Source organism: Paraburkholderia pallida, from assembly GCF_004524855.1.
In the GTDB taxonomy this organism is placed as follows: Bacteria; Pseudomonadota; Gammaproteobacteria; order Burkholderiales; family Burkholderiaceae; genus Paraburkholderia; species Paraburkholderia oxyphila.
This window is the reverse complement of sequence record NZ_CP038148.1, coordinates 462249-475732: the sequence shown is the minus strand read 5'-3', so window position 1 is coordinate 475732 and position 13484 is coordinate 462249. Positions and strand designations below refer to the sequence as shown.

Below are 13484 nucleotides of genomic sequence, written 5' to 3'. Positions count from 1 at the left end.
CGCGCTGACCGCGCTGACCGCGCCGACCGCGCCGACCGCGCCGACCGCGCAGCGCGCTCGCGGCGTGCTCTCGCGCCTACCCCCGATTCCGCCCGCGCGTCGTCATCGCGGTTTCCGAAAGATCCACCTCACGCATCAGCTTCACGAGCGTCTCGTCATTGATCGTCTGCCGGTTGCGCAGATCGACCAGCGTCGCGCGTTCGGCGCGCATGGCCGCCAGGCGCATCTGCATTTCGAGCGCCTCCGCCTCGCGCGCGTGCCGCGCGCGATCGCGGTCGGCGTCGACAGTCGCGAGGCGCCTCCGGTAGGTGTCCATCACGCGTGCCGTGACGTCGGCGGCGTAGGCGGCCTGCTGTTCGTCCATGTCCTCGGTGGCCTTTTCGTGCAGCGCATCCACGGCGCGGATCGCGGCCTGCGCCGCTTGCGCGCGCGCCGCGCGTTCCTCTGCGGCGTGTGCCGGATGCGCGCCGCGCTTCACGCCGCGCAGCAGCAGCGGCAACCCGACGATCGCCACCAGCAGCGAGGCGAGGATCACCCCCGAGGCGATGAAAATGGCGCTGTCGCGTCCCGGCAGCGGCGCGCCGTTGTTGAGCGCCACGGGCAGCGAGAGCACGCCCGCGAGCGTGACCGCGCCGCGCACGCCCGCCACCGTTGTGATCGCCACGGTGCGCAGGCCCGGCACCGCGTTGGCCACGCCGTGACGCGCGGCACTGCGGCTCGCGAACCAGCGCAGCAGCCACACCCAGCCGAAGCGCATCGCGTAGAGCGCCACCAGCACAGCCGCGATATAGCCAATGAGGCGCAGCATCTGCACGTTGCTCGTGTGGTGCGCGTCGAGCAGCGCCTTGCCGAGGATCCCGGGGAACTGCAGGCCGAGCAGCGTGAACACCATGCCGTTGAAGATGAATTCGATCATCGACCACGTGCTGGTCGCGCGCACCCGGGAGGAAACCGGGCCCGTGAGCGCGACGCTCGTGTAGTTCATCATCATCCCCGCAGCCACGGCGGCCAGCACGCCCGACACTTCGAGATGCTCGGCGATGAGGTAGGCCGCGAACGGGATCAGCATGGTCATCACGACGCCGGGTGCGGGGTCGCCTTCCGCCGTCACGTTGAGAAAGCGCGCGGACGCGAAGCTGAAGAGCCAGCCGATCGCCGCGCCCACGGCAAGCCCGCCCGCCGCGATCAGGAAGAAGCTGAGCGTGGCTTCGCGCAGCGAGAAGTAGCCCGTGAGCGCGGCGGCCACGGCGAACTTCAGCGCGACGAGGCCCGACGCATCGTTCATCAGCGCTTCGCCTTCGAGGATGTGCATGAGCTGCGCGGGAATCTTGTCCTTGCCGGCGATGGCCGAGAGCGCCACGGCGTCGGTCGGCGAGAGCACGGCGGCGAGCGCGAAGGCCACCGGCAGCGAGATCTGCGGCACGAGCCAGTGCACGAAATAGCCCACCGCCACCACGGTGAACAGCACGAGTCCGAGCGCGAGCATCAGGATCGAGCGGCGCTGCATGAAGAATTCGCGCTTGGGCATGCGCCAGCCGTCGGCGAATAGCAGCGGCGGAATGAACAGCGCCATGAAGATGTCGGGGTCGAACGTCACGTGCGGATTGATGCGCGGAAACGTCAGCAACGCGCCGATGGCGATCTGCAAAAGCGGCAGCGGCAGCTTGACGGGCAGAAGACGCACGATGACGCCCGAAAGCGCCACGGCAAGGAGCAGAATGAGAACGGTGAAAAGGGTTTCCATCGATGCGGTAAGACGGGGACGTGGTGCGTCCCTTTAATGCGGAAGCGTTGCGAACGGATGCTGAGGTGCCTCACGAGGCAGGCGGCGGCTGGCGGACAGTGTAGCTTGAGGACGGCTCTGGACGCCGCGAAGCGGGCAGGGGCGGTGCGTACCCGGGCGATGCGCGCCTTGTCATGCAGGAACGAGCGAGCGTAATGCACGGTTTTGGTGCGCCCCGAAGTGTCGCATGCCCGTTGAGCGCGCATGCGCGTGGGCGGCGGCGCGAGTTTCGATGCGGGCCGGGTCGCGACGTGCGTGTGCACGGACCTTGCTTGATGGCCATCGGAGGCGCAACGCAGGGACCGCCGGCACGCCAGCCGCGGCGATCAACTTGCGCGAAGAGGAAAGCATGATCACAGAACAGCAGGACAAGACGGCGCCGCACGGCTTCGATCTGAGCGTCGCGTCGGGGCTGGAGCGCTATAGCGTGCAGCATGGCGAGCTCACGCTCACAAGTGTGTTTCAGCCGGTTTTCAGTCTTTCGCACATGCGCGCGATCGGCTACGAGGGTTTCTTGCGCGCGCACGACTCGCTCGACAGGCCCATTTCGCCCATCGACGTGTTCGGCGAAGCCGCGCGCGTCGGCGAGCTGCTCCAGGTGGACCGGCTCGCGCAGGCGCTGCACCTGGAAAACTTCGCCTTGCTCGGTGCGGAGCGCGAGTGGCTTTTTCTGAACGTGCATCCGGGCACGCTGATCGAGCCGTATCACGCGGCGGCGCTGCTGGCGAACTTGCTGCGGCTCGATTTGCCGCCGCGGCGTGTCGTGCTCGAGGTGCTCGAAGCCGATGCGACCGATCTCGACGCGCTCGCGCACGCGGTGGCCGAGTTCCGCGAGCGCGGATTTCTCATCGCGCTCGACGACTTCGGCGCGGGGCATGTCGATATCGGCCGCGTATGGCAGTTGAATCCCGATATCGTGAAGCTCGACCGCATCATGCTGTTGCACGCCGCGCATCGCGCCGATATGGCCGCGACGCTGCCCGCGCTCGTCGCGTTGCTGCATGAGGCCGGCAAGCTGGTGCTGATCGAGGGCGTGGAGACGGAGCAGGAGGCGCAGCTCGCGCTCTCGTGCAACGCCGACTTCGTGCAGGGCTTTTTCTTCGCGCGGCCCGCGCCCGGGCTCACGGATGCGGCGCACGCGCAGGCTGTGATTGGCGAGGCTACGGAGCGATTTCGTCAGCAGACCGAAGCACGCGAGCGCGGCACGGCGAGCCGCCTCGCACCCTACGTGCGCGCGTTCGAGCGCGCGGCGGAGCGGCTTGGCGCGGGCGAGTCGCTGGAAGAGGTGTGCTGGAATTTTCTCGCGCTCGATCATGCGGCGCGCTGCTTCTTGCTTGACGCGAACGGGAGGCAGGCGGGGCGCAACGTGGTGTTGCGTGTGGACCGCGCCGAGCATGATGCGCGTTTCTTGCCGCTGGATGACGCTCAGGGCGCGAACTGGCTGCGTCGGCCGTATTTTCGCGCGGCGCTGGTGGCGCCGGGGCGCGTGCACGTGAGCGCGCCGTATTTGTCGATTAACGAGGCGCTGCCATGCGTGACGCTTTCGATGGCGGTGCAGGTGGGTGATCGTTTGTGCGTGTTGTGTGGGGATGTGGACTGGCTGGCGGAGGAGGTGGCTTGAGCGTTTGTGTTTCCGCGCCAGCGTTCGGGATCGCATGTAATAGCCCATCGATAGCAAGCGCACAGACTGGCGCATTCCGCTTGCCGGTGAACGTGCCCTGCCGAGGCAGATCATGTCACACGGCATCGGCGTGTGTGCCACCTACTTGATCGCCTTGGTGTTCGGCGTGACGCGCGGGCTGTCGCAAAGGCGCTCGCAACCTCCCTTGCAAAGCGGCAAAAGGCTGACGCCGATTTGCATATATCCACCTCGCCCTGTGCTATCAGTCGGGTAGGGCGAACGGGTGATGTGTGTATCGATATAAATATATTGTGGCTTGATGCCGAGTTGAATCAGATATTCCTTGATTTTCTTGCCCCTTGATTCCGCCAGTTCCGCGGGGTGCTTTTCTCCAACATACGAACTTGCAACAATTTGCGCTTGAATTTCAACATCGGGCCATTGTCGTGCGTTCGCTACCCTATCTGCCATCTTGATACGGTAGGCATTAGGTATGCCCGTGTAGTTCAGCGGAACACTCTCGAGCATGTCCTCGGATATGTTGCAGGCATTCGCCTGTTGAAGAATGGTGAGACAAAGAAGTAGCGCGGCAGCAAGCAAAATATTTCTCACGGCCTCACGATACTCTCTTCGAGGCAATCCGCATTACTTGATAGCCCTACTATGCGGTGTAACTCGTGGATCGTCACATAGCCATGCGCAACTGCCCTTACAAATAGGCGTTAGCTCAACGATGATCTGATGAACATCGAGGGTTCCATCGGAACGTCTCATCACCATTTCATCCGTAAATGTTTTCCTGTCGATCAAGATATTTTCGGTCTTGATGCCAAGCTGTTGCAAATATGCTTTTACATTCTCGGCGCGGGCTGCCTTCAAACGATCAATATTGCGCTCGCCTACATATGCTCCGGCAATGACAATCGCTTGAATTTGGACCTCGGGCCATTTCTTTGCTTCAATCACACTGTCAGCAATCCTGAGCCTGCCAGCGTTGGAGAGTGTGATCGTGTTGAGTGGCAACTGAACACGTGCCTCCTCGCCGATGGTGCAGGCACTGGCCGATGCACAAATGCACGCCGATATGAAAAGGGCAGTTGCCACGATACGGAATCTGAAATTTTTTATCGCTATCACTTGATAACTACCTTGTCGAATGTCGCGATATAACCGGTTATGCTGTCTGCATTCCTGATGGCGCAATCTGGATTTTGCAGGGCAAATATTTTCATGCCGATCTCAGTGTCTCCGTAAATTATATCCTCAGAATTAAAGGTGTCGATGTAGTGGGTGCATTCGTGGATCAAAATCTTTACCTTTGCGGCGTGAAATAACTCTCCGTTTGAATCGCTGCAGAATTTTGAGTAAATTGCGATAATTCGCTTTTGCGAGTCCGGCTTACATACGCCGGCGCGGTTGTTGCCGTTGTCAGGTACAATTGCACACGTCAGATTTCTATTCAGAGCGTTGTCCCATCGCACGATTTTCTCTGGCACTAGCTCTTGCATAGCTGTGAGCAAGCGTGGAAGACCGGCGGCTAGCGTACTTCGAATCTCTTCATCCGCACGCCCAAAGTACGTTTTAGCGCGTAGCTGTTCGTTTGCATCCCATCGGGCAACCTCCGCAATACGGTCTTTAATTAATTCGACACCCGCATCACGCTCGCGTTTGACTATTGCCGCAAACTGCGTGTTTGTCATGTTCGGACAGATGGGGGTCACGTTGAGGTCAACATGGACCTGCGATCCCACGGTCGAGTTTGTTGCCGCCGAGCTATGAACAACCACATAGTCGTTGTCAGACATTACCGTCTCCCGCGATTACCGACAGTTGTAGCGTTTCCGATGAATTGCTCGAAATGCGCTGCGTACGCCCCCGGCCATCAGTGACACCGCGTATCACCTGTCCCAGCGCAGTCCGAATTTCGTAGGGCACACCCGCAAGCGGCTGCCCCGTCGCACCGTTGCGCAGGACATACTGTTCGTCATACACGGCAGGCGCTGCTGTTGTAGCGTCTGCTGTCCGTTCGGCAACATCGCCCGCATCGTCGCCGTCTTCGTAGAAGCATCCCGGATTGGGACTCGCCATCACGCGGTTTTGTCCGCACGGGCACAAAACGAGATCGCCCTCGACGACTCCCGCTCTTCCGCCATAACATCGTTGCGCCGCTGTGCCGATAATCCTGAACTTCCCTTTGCATTTGCCGCACGTTGCTTCGTCGCCTTACAGCGCAAACGGTTTTCCGCGGTCAGTCATATGCGTCGCCGAGCCGCCAATGACAACGCCCCCCGTTGTCGTGGGACTGCCTTGCACCACCAGCGCTTTACGCATGCCCATGCTCCGCACCGTCTCGATCATCCTCTCGATAGACGTAGGCGGAATCAAAAAGGCCAGCGATTGGGATGTCAGGATGAACGTTGATGCCGAGAGCGTCCTGTAGCGATTCGATAATGCGATCGCCATTGCTCACGCGGGAACCGACAAGTGCGAATGGCTTGTCATTCCAAACGGCCGCAAAACCTGCGCCGTCGATGATGGTCGCTTCGCTACTGTCGTCGTATCGAACGATGTCACCTATGCACGCAAGTGTCAGTCCGCGATAAGCCAGTGTTGTCGTTGCCTTGTCGATCCATCCGCCGCGCTCGGTGCGTGAGCCAACGGAAGCGAATGCGTAGGTGGTGTGTTTACATTCCTGCCTGTCCGACATTTTCATACCTCCACGAAGTAGACGAAAACGACCGGCCCGGTTGTGTGACCGGCGATGCAGTGGCGCCCGCGAGCTGCGCAACGGGATATCGTCAGTGGAGGCCTGGCGGCAGGAGAATCAGTAAAGTCCGATTTTTCAGGGCGTGAATTCGATGTGCATAAAAATCGCATTCACTGTTGATATTCCCCAAGATTGAATCTCCGACGCAAGATTCAAAAGTCACCAGTCTGGCGGACCCATTCGGCATTACGCGTGTTCGAATGGACTGCAACGTTCGACGCTTTTGAGCACGATGACTCGTCGGTAGTGATCTGGTCGGCGTGGTGGAAGGAATGAACAGAGATACTCTCGGCGTGAATGACGCTCCGAGCAATGGGATATAGCATCGGCAACGCAAAGCCGAAAAACGGCGCGAGTGTAAAGCACTCGCGCCGTTTGCTTGCCTGATACTGAAAGCTCAGCTTATTTCGCAACCACCACCGGAATGCCGCGCAATGCGCCCGCGCCCTTGAACGAGGCGAGCGCCTCATTCACCGCCGCGCTCGTCTTCACGTCGATATTCAGGCGTGTGGCGAGTTCGCGCTCGCTGCGCTTGACCGAGGCGAGATTCGCGAGCTTCACGTGACCATAGCCGCGCACGCGCTGGTACAGGCTCGCGAACTTCGCGAGATCGGCGGCTTGCTCTGCGGTGACACCTGAGAGCGCACCGCGCAGCGTCGCTTCATAGTCATCGGCGAGGGCGCGTTCCATGCGGCGCTCGAGCGTCTTGCCGAACGGATCGAGCCACGTGCCGCGCACCGCGCGTCCTTTCTGAAGCAGCCCGAACGCACTCCACAGCCACTGCCCGAACTGCATCTTGCGCGGATGCTGGCCGTTCTTCTCACGCGCGATGAGCGGCGGCGCGAGGTTGAACTTCACCGTGAAGTCGTTGCCGGCCTTGCCCTCGAACTGCGCTTCGAGCGCGGCGCGGAAAGCCGGATCGGCGTGCAGGCGCGCCACTTCGTATTCGTCCTTCACAGCGAGCAGCCGATAGAACGTGTTCGCTACGGCGCGCGCGAGCGCTTGATCAGTGGACTTATCGGCGCTGCGTGCCGCGTCGACCAGCGCGCGATAACGCTTCACGTAGCCCTCGCCGCCGTAGGCGAGCAAACGCTGCTCGCGATCCGCGACCAGCTCGTCGAGCGTCTGCGTGAGCTTGCGCACCGTCGCCTTTGCAGCCGCCGCGCGTTGCGTGTCCAGCGCTTCGAGCGCAGCCGCATCGGCGGCGGCGAGGCGTCCGATCGAGAACGCGAGCAGATTCGCCTGCACGGCGACGTTGTTCAGCTCGATCGCCCGAGTGAGCGCCGCGAGCGAAACCGGCACGAGGCCGAGCTGCCACGCGAAGCCGAGCATCACGATATTCGCGCCGATGGTGTCGCCGAGGAAACGTTGCGCGAGCGCTTGCGCATCGCAGGCCGCAAGCGGATCTTGCGCAAGCGTGGCGCCGCCCGTCGCCGCATGGCGCATCTTCGCAAGCAGCGCATCGGCGTGCAGGTTCGCTTCGGGGTTCTGCACGAACGACGCGTTCGGAATCTCATGCGTGTTCACGACAATGCGCGTGCGGTCGTGGCGCACGGTCTGCAGTGCGTCGGCGCTCGCGCCCACCACCATGTCGCAGGCGAGCAGCAAATCGGCCTGTTGCGTGTCGATGCGGACCTGGTTGAGCAGCGCATCGGTCGCGGCAAAACGCACGAACGACAGCACCGAGCCGCCCTTCTGCGCGAAGCCCATGAAATCGAGCACGGAAGCGCTCTTGCCTTCCAGATGCGCGGCCATGCTGATGAGAGCGCCTACCGTCACCACGCCCGTGCCGCCCACGCCGGTCACGAGGATGTCGTAGGGCGCGTTATCCAGATGCGTGGCCGGGAGCGGCAGCGCATTCACGCGCGCGGCGAGCGCCTGCGGATCGAACGCGGCCCCCGCGGCCTTCTTGAGCTTGCCGCCTTCGATGGTCACGAAGCTCGGGCAGAAGCCGTTCACGCACGAATAGTCCTTGTTGCACGACGACTGGTCGATGCGGCGCTTGCGGCCCAGCTCCGTTTCCACCGGCTCGACCGAGAGGCAGTTCGACTGCACGCCGCAATCGCCGCAGCCTTCGCAGACTTCCTCGTTGATGAACAGGCGCTTGTCCGGGTCGGGGAATTCGCCTTTCTTGCGGCGGCGGCGCTTCTCGGCGGCGCAGGTCTGGTCGTAGATCAGCACGGTCACGCCCGGCGTTTCGCGCAGCTCGCGCTGCACGGTGTCGAGCTCGCTGCGATGATGGAAGGTCGTGCCCTTCGGGAACAGGCCGTGATGGCCGTCGTATTTCTCGGGCTCGTCGCTCACCACCACGAAGCGCGAGACGCCTTCGGCCTCTACCTGGCGCGCGATCTGCGGCACGGAGATGCTGCCGTCCACGGGCTGGCCGCCCGTCATCGCCACGGCGTCGTTGTAGAGGATCTTGTAGGTGATGTTGGCCTTCGCGGCCACGGCCTGGCGGATCGCAAGGATGCCTGAATGAAAGTAGGTGCCGTCGCCGAGATTCTGAAACACGTGCGGCATCTTCGTGAACATCGAGTGCGCGGCCCAATCCACGCCTTCGCCGCCCATCTGGATCAGGCCCGTGGTGTCGCGCTCCATCCACGAGGCCATGAAGTGACAGCCGATGCCGGCTTGCGCAATCGAGCCTTCGGGTACTTTCGTCGAGGTGTTGTGCGGGCAGCCCGAGCAGAAGTAGGGCGTGCGCTTGACCGCATCCGCGACGTTCGAAAGAATCTGCGGCGCTACGAGGTCGACCACGCGCTCGCGGCGGTCGAGTGCCGGCTTGTGCTTCGCGAGCCACGCGGCGAACACGGGCAGGATGCGCGAAGGACGCAGCTCGCCCAGCTCGGAGAGCAGCAGCGTGCCGTCCTCGGCGTGCTTGCCGACGATGGCCGGGCGCGCACCTTCCTTGCGGTTGTAGAGGTAGTCCTTGATCTGCTGCTCGATCACGGGGCCTTTCTCTTCGATCACGAGCACGTCGGTCAAGCCCGAGACGAAGGCGTCGATACGCGACATCTCCAGCGGGAACGAGAGTCCCACTTTGTAGATGCGCACGCCCGCGCGGTCGAGGTCCTCGACCGTGAGATCGAGGCGGCGCAGCGTTTCCATCAGGTCCAGATGCGCCTTGCCGCAGGTGACGATGCCCACGTTCGCGTGCGGGCTCGGCGCGATCCACTTGTCGATGCTGTTCGCGCGCGCGAAGACGCGCACGGCGTCGAGCTTGGCCGCGAGGCGCTGCTCGATCGCGAGGCTCGGCAAGTCGGGCCAGCGGTTGTGCAGGCCGCCCGGCGGCGGGGTAAAACCTTCAGGTGCTTGCCAGTCGGTCTTGATGGCATCGAGGTCGACGGTCGAGCCCGACTCCACCGTCTCCGAAATCGCCTTGTAGCCCACCCATGCACCCGAGTAGCGCGAGAGCGCCCAGCCGTACAGGCCGAACTCGAGCATGTCGGCGATGTTCGACGGATTCACGATGGGCATGTGCCACGCCATCATGGCGAAGTCGCTCTGATGCGGCATCGACGACGACACGCAGCCGTGATCGTCGCCCGCCACCACGAGCACGCCGCCGTGCGGCGACGAGCCGTAGGCGTTGCCGTGCTTGAGCGCGTCGCCGGCGCGATCGACGCCGGGGCCCTTGCCGTACCACATCGCGAACACGCCTTCGACGGTGCGCTCCGGGTCCGCTTCCACACGCTGCGTGCCGAGCACGGCCGTGCCGCCCAGCTCCTCGTTGATGGCGGGCAAAAAGCGCACGTCGGCGGCTTCGAGCAGCTTCTTGGCCTTCCATGCCTGCTGGTCGACCATGCCGAGCGGCGAGCCGCGATAGCCGCTGATGAAGCCCGCCGTGTTCAGCCCATGCACGCGGTCGAGCGCGCGCTGCATCAGCGGCAGGCGGATCAGCGCCTGAGTGCCGGTGAGGAAGATGCGGCCGCGCGTGGCGGTGAGGTTGTCGGTGAGCTTGTAATCAGCGAGGGGCGGGGTGGCGGGCGTGTCGCCAAACGCGGGGCGCGCGGTCATGGGGAGTCTCCATTTATTGCTGTCGTGCACCCTCCACGGAGGGCGGCGAAGAAGACTCTATTTTTTCTCGCCAATGACGGAAATATTTTGCTAACTGACCGGGCGCGGGTGCGATTCGCGCGACAGGCTGCCCGTGGCGGGCTAATTTTGAGAAAGATCTCCCTAGCCGGCTTGGGGCGCCCGCGAGAGCGGCCGCGAGTCAGATCACGTGCGGGCCGTACGGCTTGGCGCTGTCGAACGGCGTGACTTCGTGAAAGTGCGAGTAGTCCATGATGCTCACCCCGTCCACCTCGGTGATCAGATCGACGTAGCGGTGCTGCCAGCGGATCTGCGAGTCCGACCAGATGTGGCGCGCCTGCATGATCTGCGCGGTGGACTCGTCCGAGCCTTCGATCACGACGTGCAGCGCCGCGGTCTGCCCCGCGAGCGATTCGGCCGTGGCGCCGAACAGCGGGCTCGATTCGTCGATGATGTGCATGAGGTTCCAGCCGAGCGTGAAGAGCGGATGCGCCGAGCGCACGAGCTTGAGGTCGTAGATTCGCCGCGCGGTGTAGCCGTCCGAGGAGGTCTCGACGCGGATCAGGCGCAGCTTCGCCTGCGCTTCGGCAATCACGTTCTGGCGCGCGTTGGCGGCGCGCACCATCAGCGTCATGCGGCCTTCGATCGGATGCACGACCACCTGGTTCGCAAACAGGATCTTCGCGCGCGGGCGCGAGAAGCGCGCGAAGATGAGCCCGGTGGCCAAGGCGATGCTCGACATGCCCACGAAGATCTCGAGCGTCGCGACGAGGTGGGCGTAGATCGTTTGCGGATGCATGTCGCCGTAGCCGACCGTGGCCAGCGTCTCGACGCTGAAGAAGAACGCGCCGAGGAAGCCGTGCGGGTACTGGTTGGCAATGGGCGCCGTGCCCAACAGATAGAGGCACGCGAAGACGCCGTTGAGCAGGATGAAGAGGCCGGCGAGCGAGGCGAAGAACGTGAGCCAGCGCATCGTGAGCGCGAAGTGATAGAAGTCGCGCCAGGTCTGCACGGGCATGCCGTAGACGAGAACCTTCCGCGAGCCGAAATGCAGCTTGCGTGGTATGCCGTGATGGGGTTCCGGCTCTGGCGCCGGCGCGGCGGATGTCGCCGCAGTGGGGGTGGCCGCTGCAGGCCTCGACGCGCAGAGTGCGTCTGTCGAGGTCTCTTCGGGTTGCTTGTCCGCGCCCCCGGCGGGCGGCGCGTGCACCGCGGCGGCGTCCTGCGCCGCCGGCTCGTTGGCATTCTCGTACGCGTTGCGCTCCGGCATTTCGGGTGTCATGGTGGTCGCTTCTTCCGGGGGCGAAATGAGGAGCCAAGCGTAGCAATCCCCGAGAAACCGGACAAGCGTGCACGCGCGCAGCGGCTCTGCGCGGGATCAAGCGAGCATTCGGAGGCGGGCGCTGCGCCCGCGCCGGTCACGGAAACGCGTGCGGCTTCGGAATGCCCGCGCCGTGTTCGATGTCGGCGATGGCCTGGCGGTGCGCGGCGTCGACGGCCACGGCGGGCGCATCGAAACCTTCGTTGCCGCCTATCGTGACCCACTGCTGCACGGGCTTGTCGCGATGCGTGATCTGATATTCGGCGTCCCAGCGCGCGCCCTGCAGTTCGAGCGGATGCACGTGGATGGCGTAGACGCCATAGAGAAAGAGCTGTTCGGCCATGTTCATCTCCTGTCGACCAGAGCGGGTGCAAAGCACGTTCTCTGGTCCCATGCACAGCAGCCGGTCAGGGCCCGCTACGGGTATGAACAGGCCCCGGGTCAAACCCGTCCGCGCGCGAGCGCCGACCCATTGCGGGGGCGCGCGTGAAGCGGGCCTTCGAGGACGGGATCGCCGCCCCGCGCGGTTCGCGCTTCCCTCGCTTGCACCTTACAGTTCGAGCTCGCCAAGGAGGCGGTGCGCGAGCGCCTTGGCTTCTTCCAGAGCTTCTTCGGGCGTTCCCGAGGCGCCGTCCACTTCGTAGACCGCGTTCTCGAGATCCTCGCCGTCGTCGCGCGCCAGGGAGACCAGGCCCTGGTACTGGCCGGCGTTCATGGGTCGCACGGTGGCGACTGCCGTGTAGATCCCCTTGGTGTAGGTGACGTCGTCCATAGCGGGCTCCTCATGGAAGGAAATTCCATGCTAGCACGTTGACCAGACCGCTGCGGGGCACGCATGTGACGCTGACGCGGCGCTTTCATGTCAGCCGTGCACCGCGCATCGGACGCGGCGCCGGGCCAGGCGTTGCCGTTGTTGCAAGGCGCCCGCCCGCGCGGGCGGGCCCGCTAGTTAGTCGGCGAGCAGTGCGACGACTTCGTCGAGCGTGGGCGAATGCGCGCCGGGCCGCCGGCATGCGGCGGCGCCCGCCGCGAGTGCGAACGCCAGATGCTGACGCCAGTCGCGCTGGGGCGCGCTCATCAGGCTGAAGAGCAACCCGCCGATGGAGGCGTCGCCCGCCCCCACCGTGTCGGCGACTTCGACGCGCGGCGGGGCCGCCTCGATCACCGCATCGCCGGCGTAGAGCGTCGCCGCTTGCGCGCCGCGCGTGACGAGCAGCGTGGCGGCCGGGTTCAGTTCGCGCAGGGCGGCAATAGCCTCCGCTTCGCTTTTATCGGCGAACAGCATGCGCAGGTCTTCGTCGGACACCTTGATGAGATCGGCGAGCGCGGCCATGCGGTGCAGGATCGGCTCGTAGCCGTGCGCCATCAGATTGCGGTAGTTCGGGTCGAAGCTGATCTTCACGCCCGACGCGCGCAGCTCGGCCGCGAGCGTCGCGAGCGTTTCGCCGAGCGGCTGGCGCACGAGGCTGATGCAGCCGAAGTGCGCCCACTTCGCATGCGCGCGCCAGCCTTCGGGCAGCTTCGCGGGATCGAAGGCGAGGTCGGCGCTGTTATCGCCGATGAAGTAGTACGCGGGCGGATGCGTCTGGTGCACGATCGCGAGCAGCGGCGCGCGCTCGACGCGCTGCATGAAGCGCATGTCGAGGCCGGCGGCGACGCTCGCGTTCCAGAGCTCGTCGGAGAAGTTGTCGGTGCCGAGCGCGCCCGCGCACGCCGTGGGCAGACCGAGGCGCGCCACCGCGCGCGCCACGTTCCAGCCCGCGCCGCCAGGATGCGCGCGCCAGTGCGAGTCCATGCCCGGCACGGCCGACGCGTGCGCCGTGCCTTCGGGCGCGGGGCCGCGCACGAGATCGGTGAGGATATCGCCCGCCGAAATGAACGCCGGGAAGCCGGAAGAAAAGTCGGGGCCAGTGCTGCAGGTGCTCATCGCTTGTTCCTTCGCCTGTTGCGTCGCTGT

General features: G+C 64.1%; 12 protein-coding genes. 1 reads left to right on the top strand and 11 read right to left on the bottom strand.

What is annotated here, in order from left to right:
* Positions 1 to 76: 76 nt before the first annotated feature.
* Positions 77 to 1744, bottom strand: a complete 1668-nt coding sequence (locus tag E1956_RS02065) for a Na+/H+ antiporter (RefSeq protein WP_134746979.1) — start codon at positions 1742 to 1744, stop codon at positions 77 to 79.
* A gap of 388 nt (positions 1745 to 2132) precedes the next feature.
* On the opposite strand from E1956_RS02065, the gene E1956_RS02060 reads away from it, so the two are divergent.
* Complete coding sequence (locus tag E1956_RS02060) at positions 2133 to 3404, top strand: sensor domain-containing phosphodiesterase (RefSeq protein WP_134746977.1); 1272 nt, start codon at positions 2133 to 2135, stop codon at positions 3402 to 3404.
* Positions 3405 to 3545: 141 nt separating this feature from the next.
* On the opposite strand, the gene E1956_RS02055 is transcribed toward E1956_RS02060, so the two are convergent.
* From E1956_RS02055 to E1956_RS02010, 10 genes are all read right to left on the bottom strand, one after another.
* On the bottom strand, positions 3546 to 4016 hold the full coding sequence (locus tag E1956_RS02055; RefSeq protein ID WP_134746975.1) for an OmpA family protein: 471 nt from the start codon (positions 4014 to 4016) through the stop codon (positions 3546 to 3548).
* A gap of 33 nt (positions 4017 to 4049) precedes the next feature.
* Positions 4050 to 4508, bottom strand: a complete 459-nt coding sequence (locus E1956_RS02050) for an OmpA family protein (RefSeq protein WP_232071218.1) — start codon at positions 4506 to 4508, stop codon at positions 4050 to 4052.
* 29 nt (positions 4509 to 4537) lie between these two features.
* Entirely contained in the window at positions 4538 to 5209 is a 672-nt protein-coding gene (locus tag E1956_RS02045; protein WP_134746973.1) for a M35 family metalloendopeptidase, read from the bottom strand.
* Complete coding sequence (locus E1956_RS02040) at positions 5202 to 5492, bottom strand: hypothetical protein (RefSeq protein WP_134746971.1); 291 nt, start codon at positions 5490 to 5492, stop codon at positions 5202 to 5204. The genes E1956_RS02045 and E1956_RS02040 overlap by 8 nt, the downstream gene beginning before the upstream one ends.
* A 235-nt stretch (positions 5493 to 5727) precedes the next feature.
* Positions 5728 to 6111, bottom strand: coding sequence for a PAAR domain-containing protein (locus tag E1956_RS02035; protein ID WP_197732804.1), 384 nt, complete (start codon positions 6109 to 6111; stop codon positions 5728 to 5730).
* Positions 6112 to 6573: 462 nt separating this feature from the next.
* Positions 6574 to 10188, bottom strand: a complete 3615-nt coding sequence (locus tag E1956_RS02030) for an indolepyruvate ferredoxin oxidoreductase family protein (RefSeq protein ID WP_134746969.1) — start codon at positions 10186 to 10188, stop codon at positions 6574 to 6576.
* Between the two features lie 199 nt (positions 10189 to 10387).
* Positions 10388 to 11224, bottom strand: a complete 837-nt coding sequence (locus E1956_RS02025; RefSeq protein ID WP_232071336.1) for an ion channel — start codon at positions 11222 to 11224, stop codon at positions 10388 to 10390.
* A 400-nt stretch (positions 11225 to 11624) separates the two neighbouring features.
* The gene (locus E1956_RS02020; RefSeq protein WP_028217187.1) at positions 11625 to 11870 is read right to left on the bottom strand and encodes a hypothetical protein; all 246 of its coding nucleotides are present in this window, start codon (positions 11868 to 11870) and stop codon (positions 11625 to 11627) included.
* Positions 11871 to 12077: 207 nt separating this feature from the next.
* A complete protein-coding gene (locus tag E1956_RS02015) occupies positions 12078 to 12299 on the bottom strand; it encodes a hypothetical protein (protein ID WP_134746967.1) in 222 nt (73 codons plus the stop codon).
* A 177-nt stretch (positions 12300 to 12476) separates the two neighbouring features.
* Complete coding sequence (locus E1956_RS02010; protein ID WP_134746965.1) at positions 12477 to 13454, bottom strand: carbohydrate kinase family protein; 978 nt, start codon at positions 13452 to 13454, stop codon at positions 12477 to 12479.
* Between the last annotated feature and the right edge of the window lie 30 nt (positions 13455 to 13484).

What these genes read in the sequence shown, in the direction of transcription:
- E1956_RS02065 (WP_134746979.1), bottom strand. Translation starts at nt 1,744, where the DNA reads ATGGAAACCCTTTTCACCGTTCTCATTCTGCTCCTTGCCGTGGCGCTT.
- E1956_RS02060 (WP_134746977.1), top strand. Translation starts at nt 2,133, where the DNA reads ATGATCACAGAACAGCAGGACAAGACGGCGCCGCACGGCTTCGATCTG.
- E1956_RS02045 (WP_134746973.1), bottom strand. Translation starts at nt 5,209, where the DNA reads ATGTCTGACAACGACTATGTGGTTGTTCATAGCTCGGCGGCAACAAAC.
- E1956_RS02040 (WP_134746971.1), bottom strand. Translation starts at nt 5,492, where the DNA reads ATGGCGAGTCCCAATCCGGGATGCTTCTACGAAGACGGCGACGATGCG.
- E1956_RS02035 (WP_197732804.1), bottom strand. Translation starts at nt 6,111, where the DNA reads ATGTCGGACAGGCAGGAATGTAAACACACCACCTACGCATTCGCTTCC.
- E1956_RS02030 (WP_134746969.1), bottom strand. Translation starts at nt 10,188, where the DNA reads ATGACCGCGCGCCCCGCGTTTGGCGACACGCCCGCCACCCCGCCCCTC.
- E1956_RS02025 (WP_232071336.1), bottom strand. Translation starts at nt 11,224, where the DNA reads ATGCCCGTGCAGACCTGGCGCGACTTCTATCACTTCGCGCTCACGATG.
- E1956_RS02020 (WP_028217187.1), bottom strand. Translation starts at nt 11,870, where the DNA reads ATGGCCGAACAGCTCTTTCTCTATGGCGTCTACGCCATCCACGTGCAT.
- E1956_RS02015 (WP_134746967.1), bottom strand. Translation starts at nt 12,299, where the DNA reads ATGGACGACGTCACCTACACCAAGGGGATCTACACGGCAGTCGCCACC.
- E1956_RS02010 (WP_134746965.1), bottom strand. Translation starts at nt 13,454, where the DNA reads ATGAGCACCTGCAGCACTGGCCCCGACTTTTCTTCCGGCTTCCCGGCG.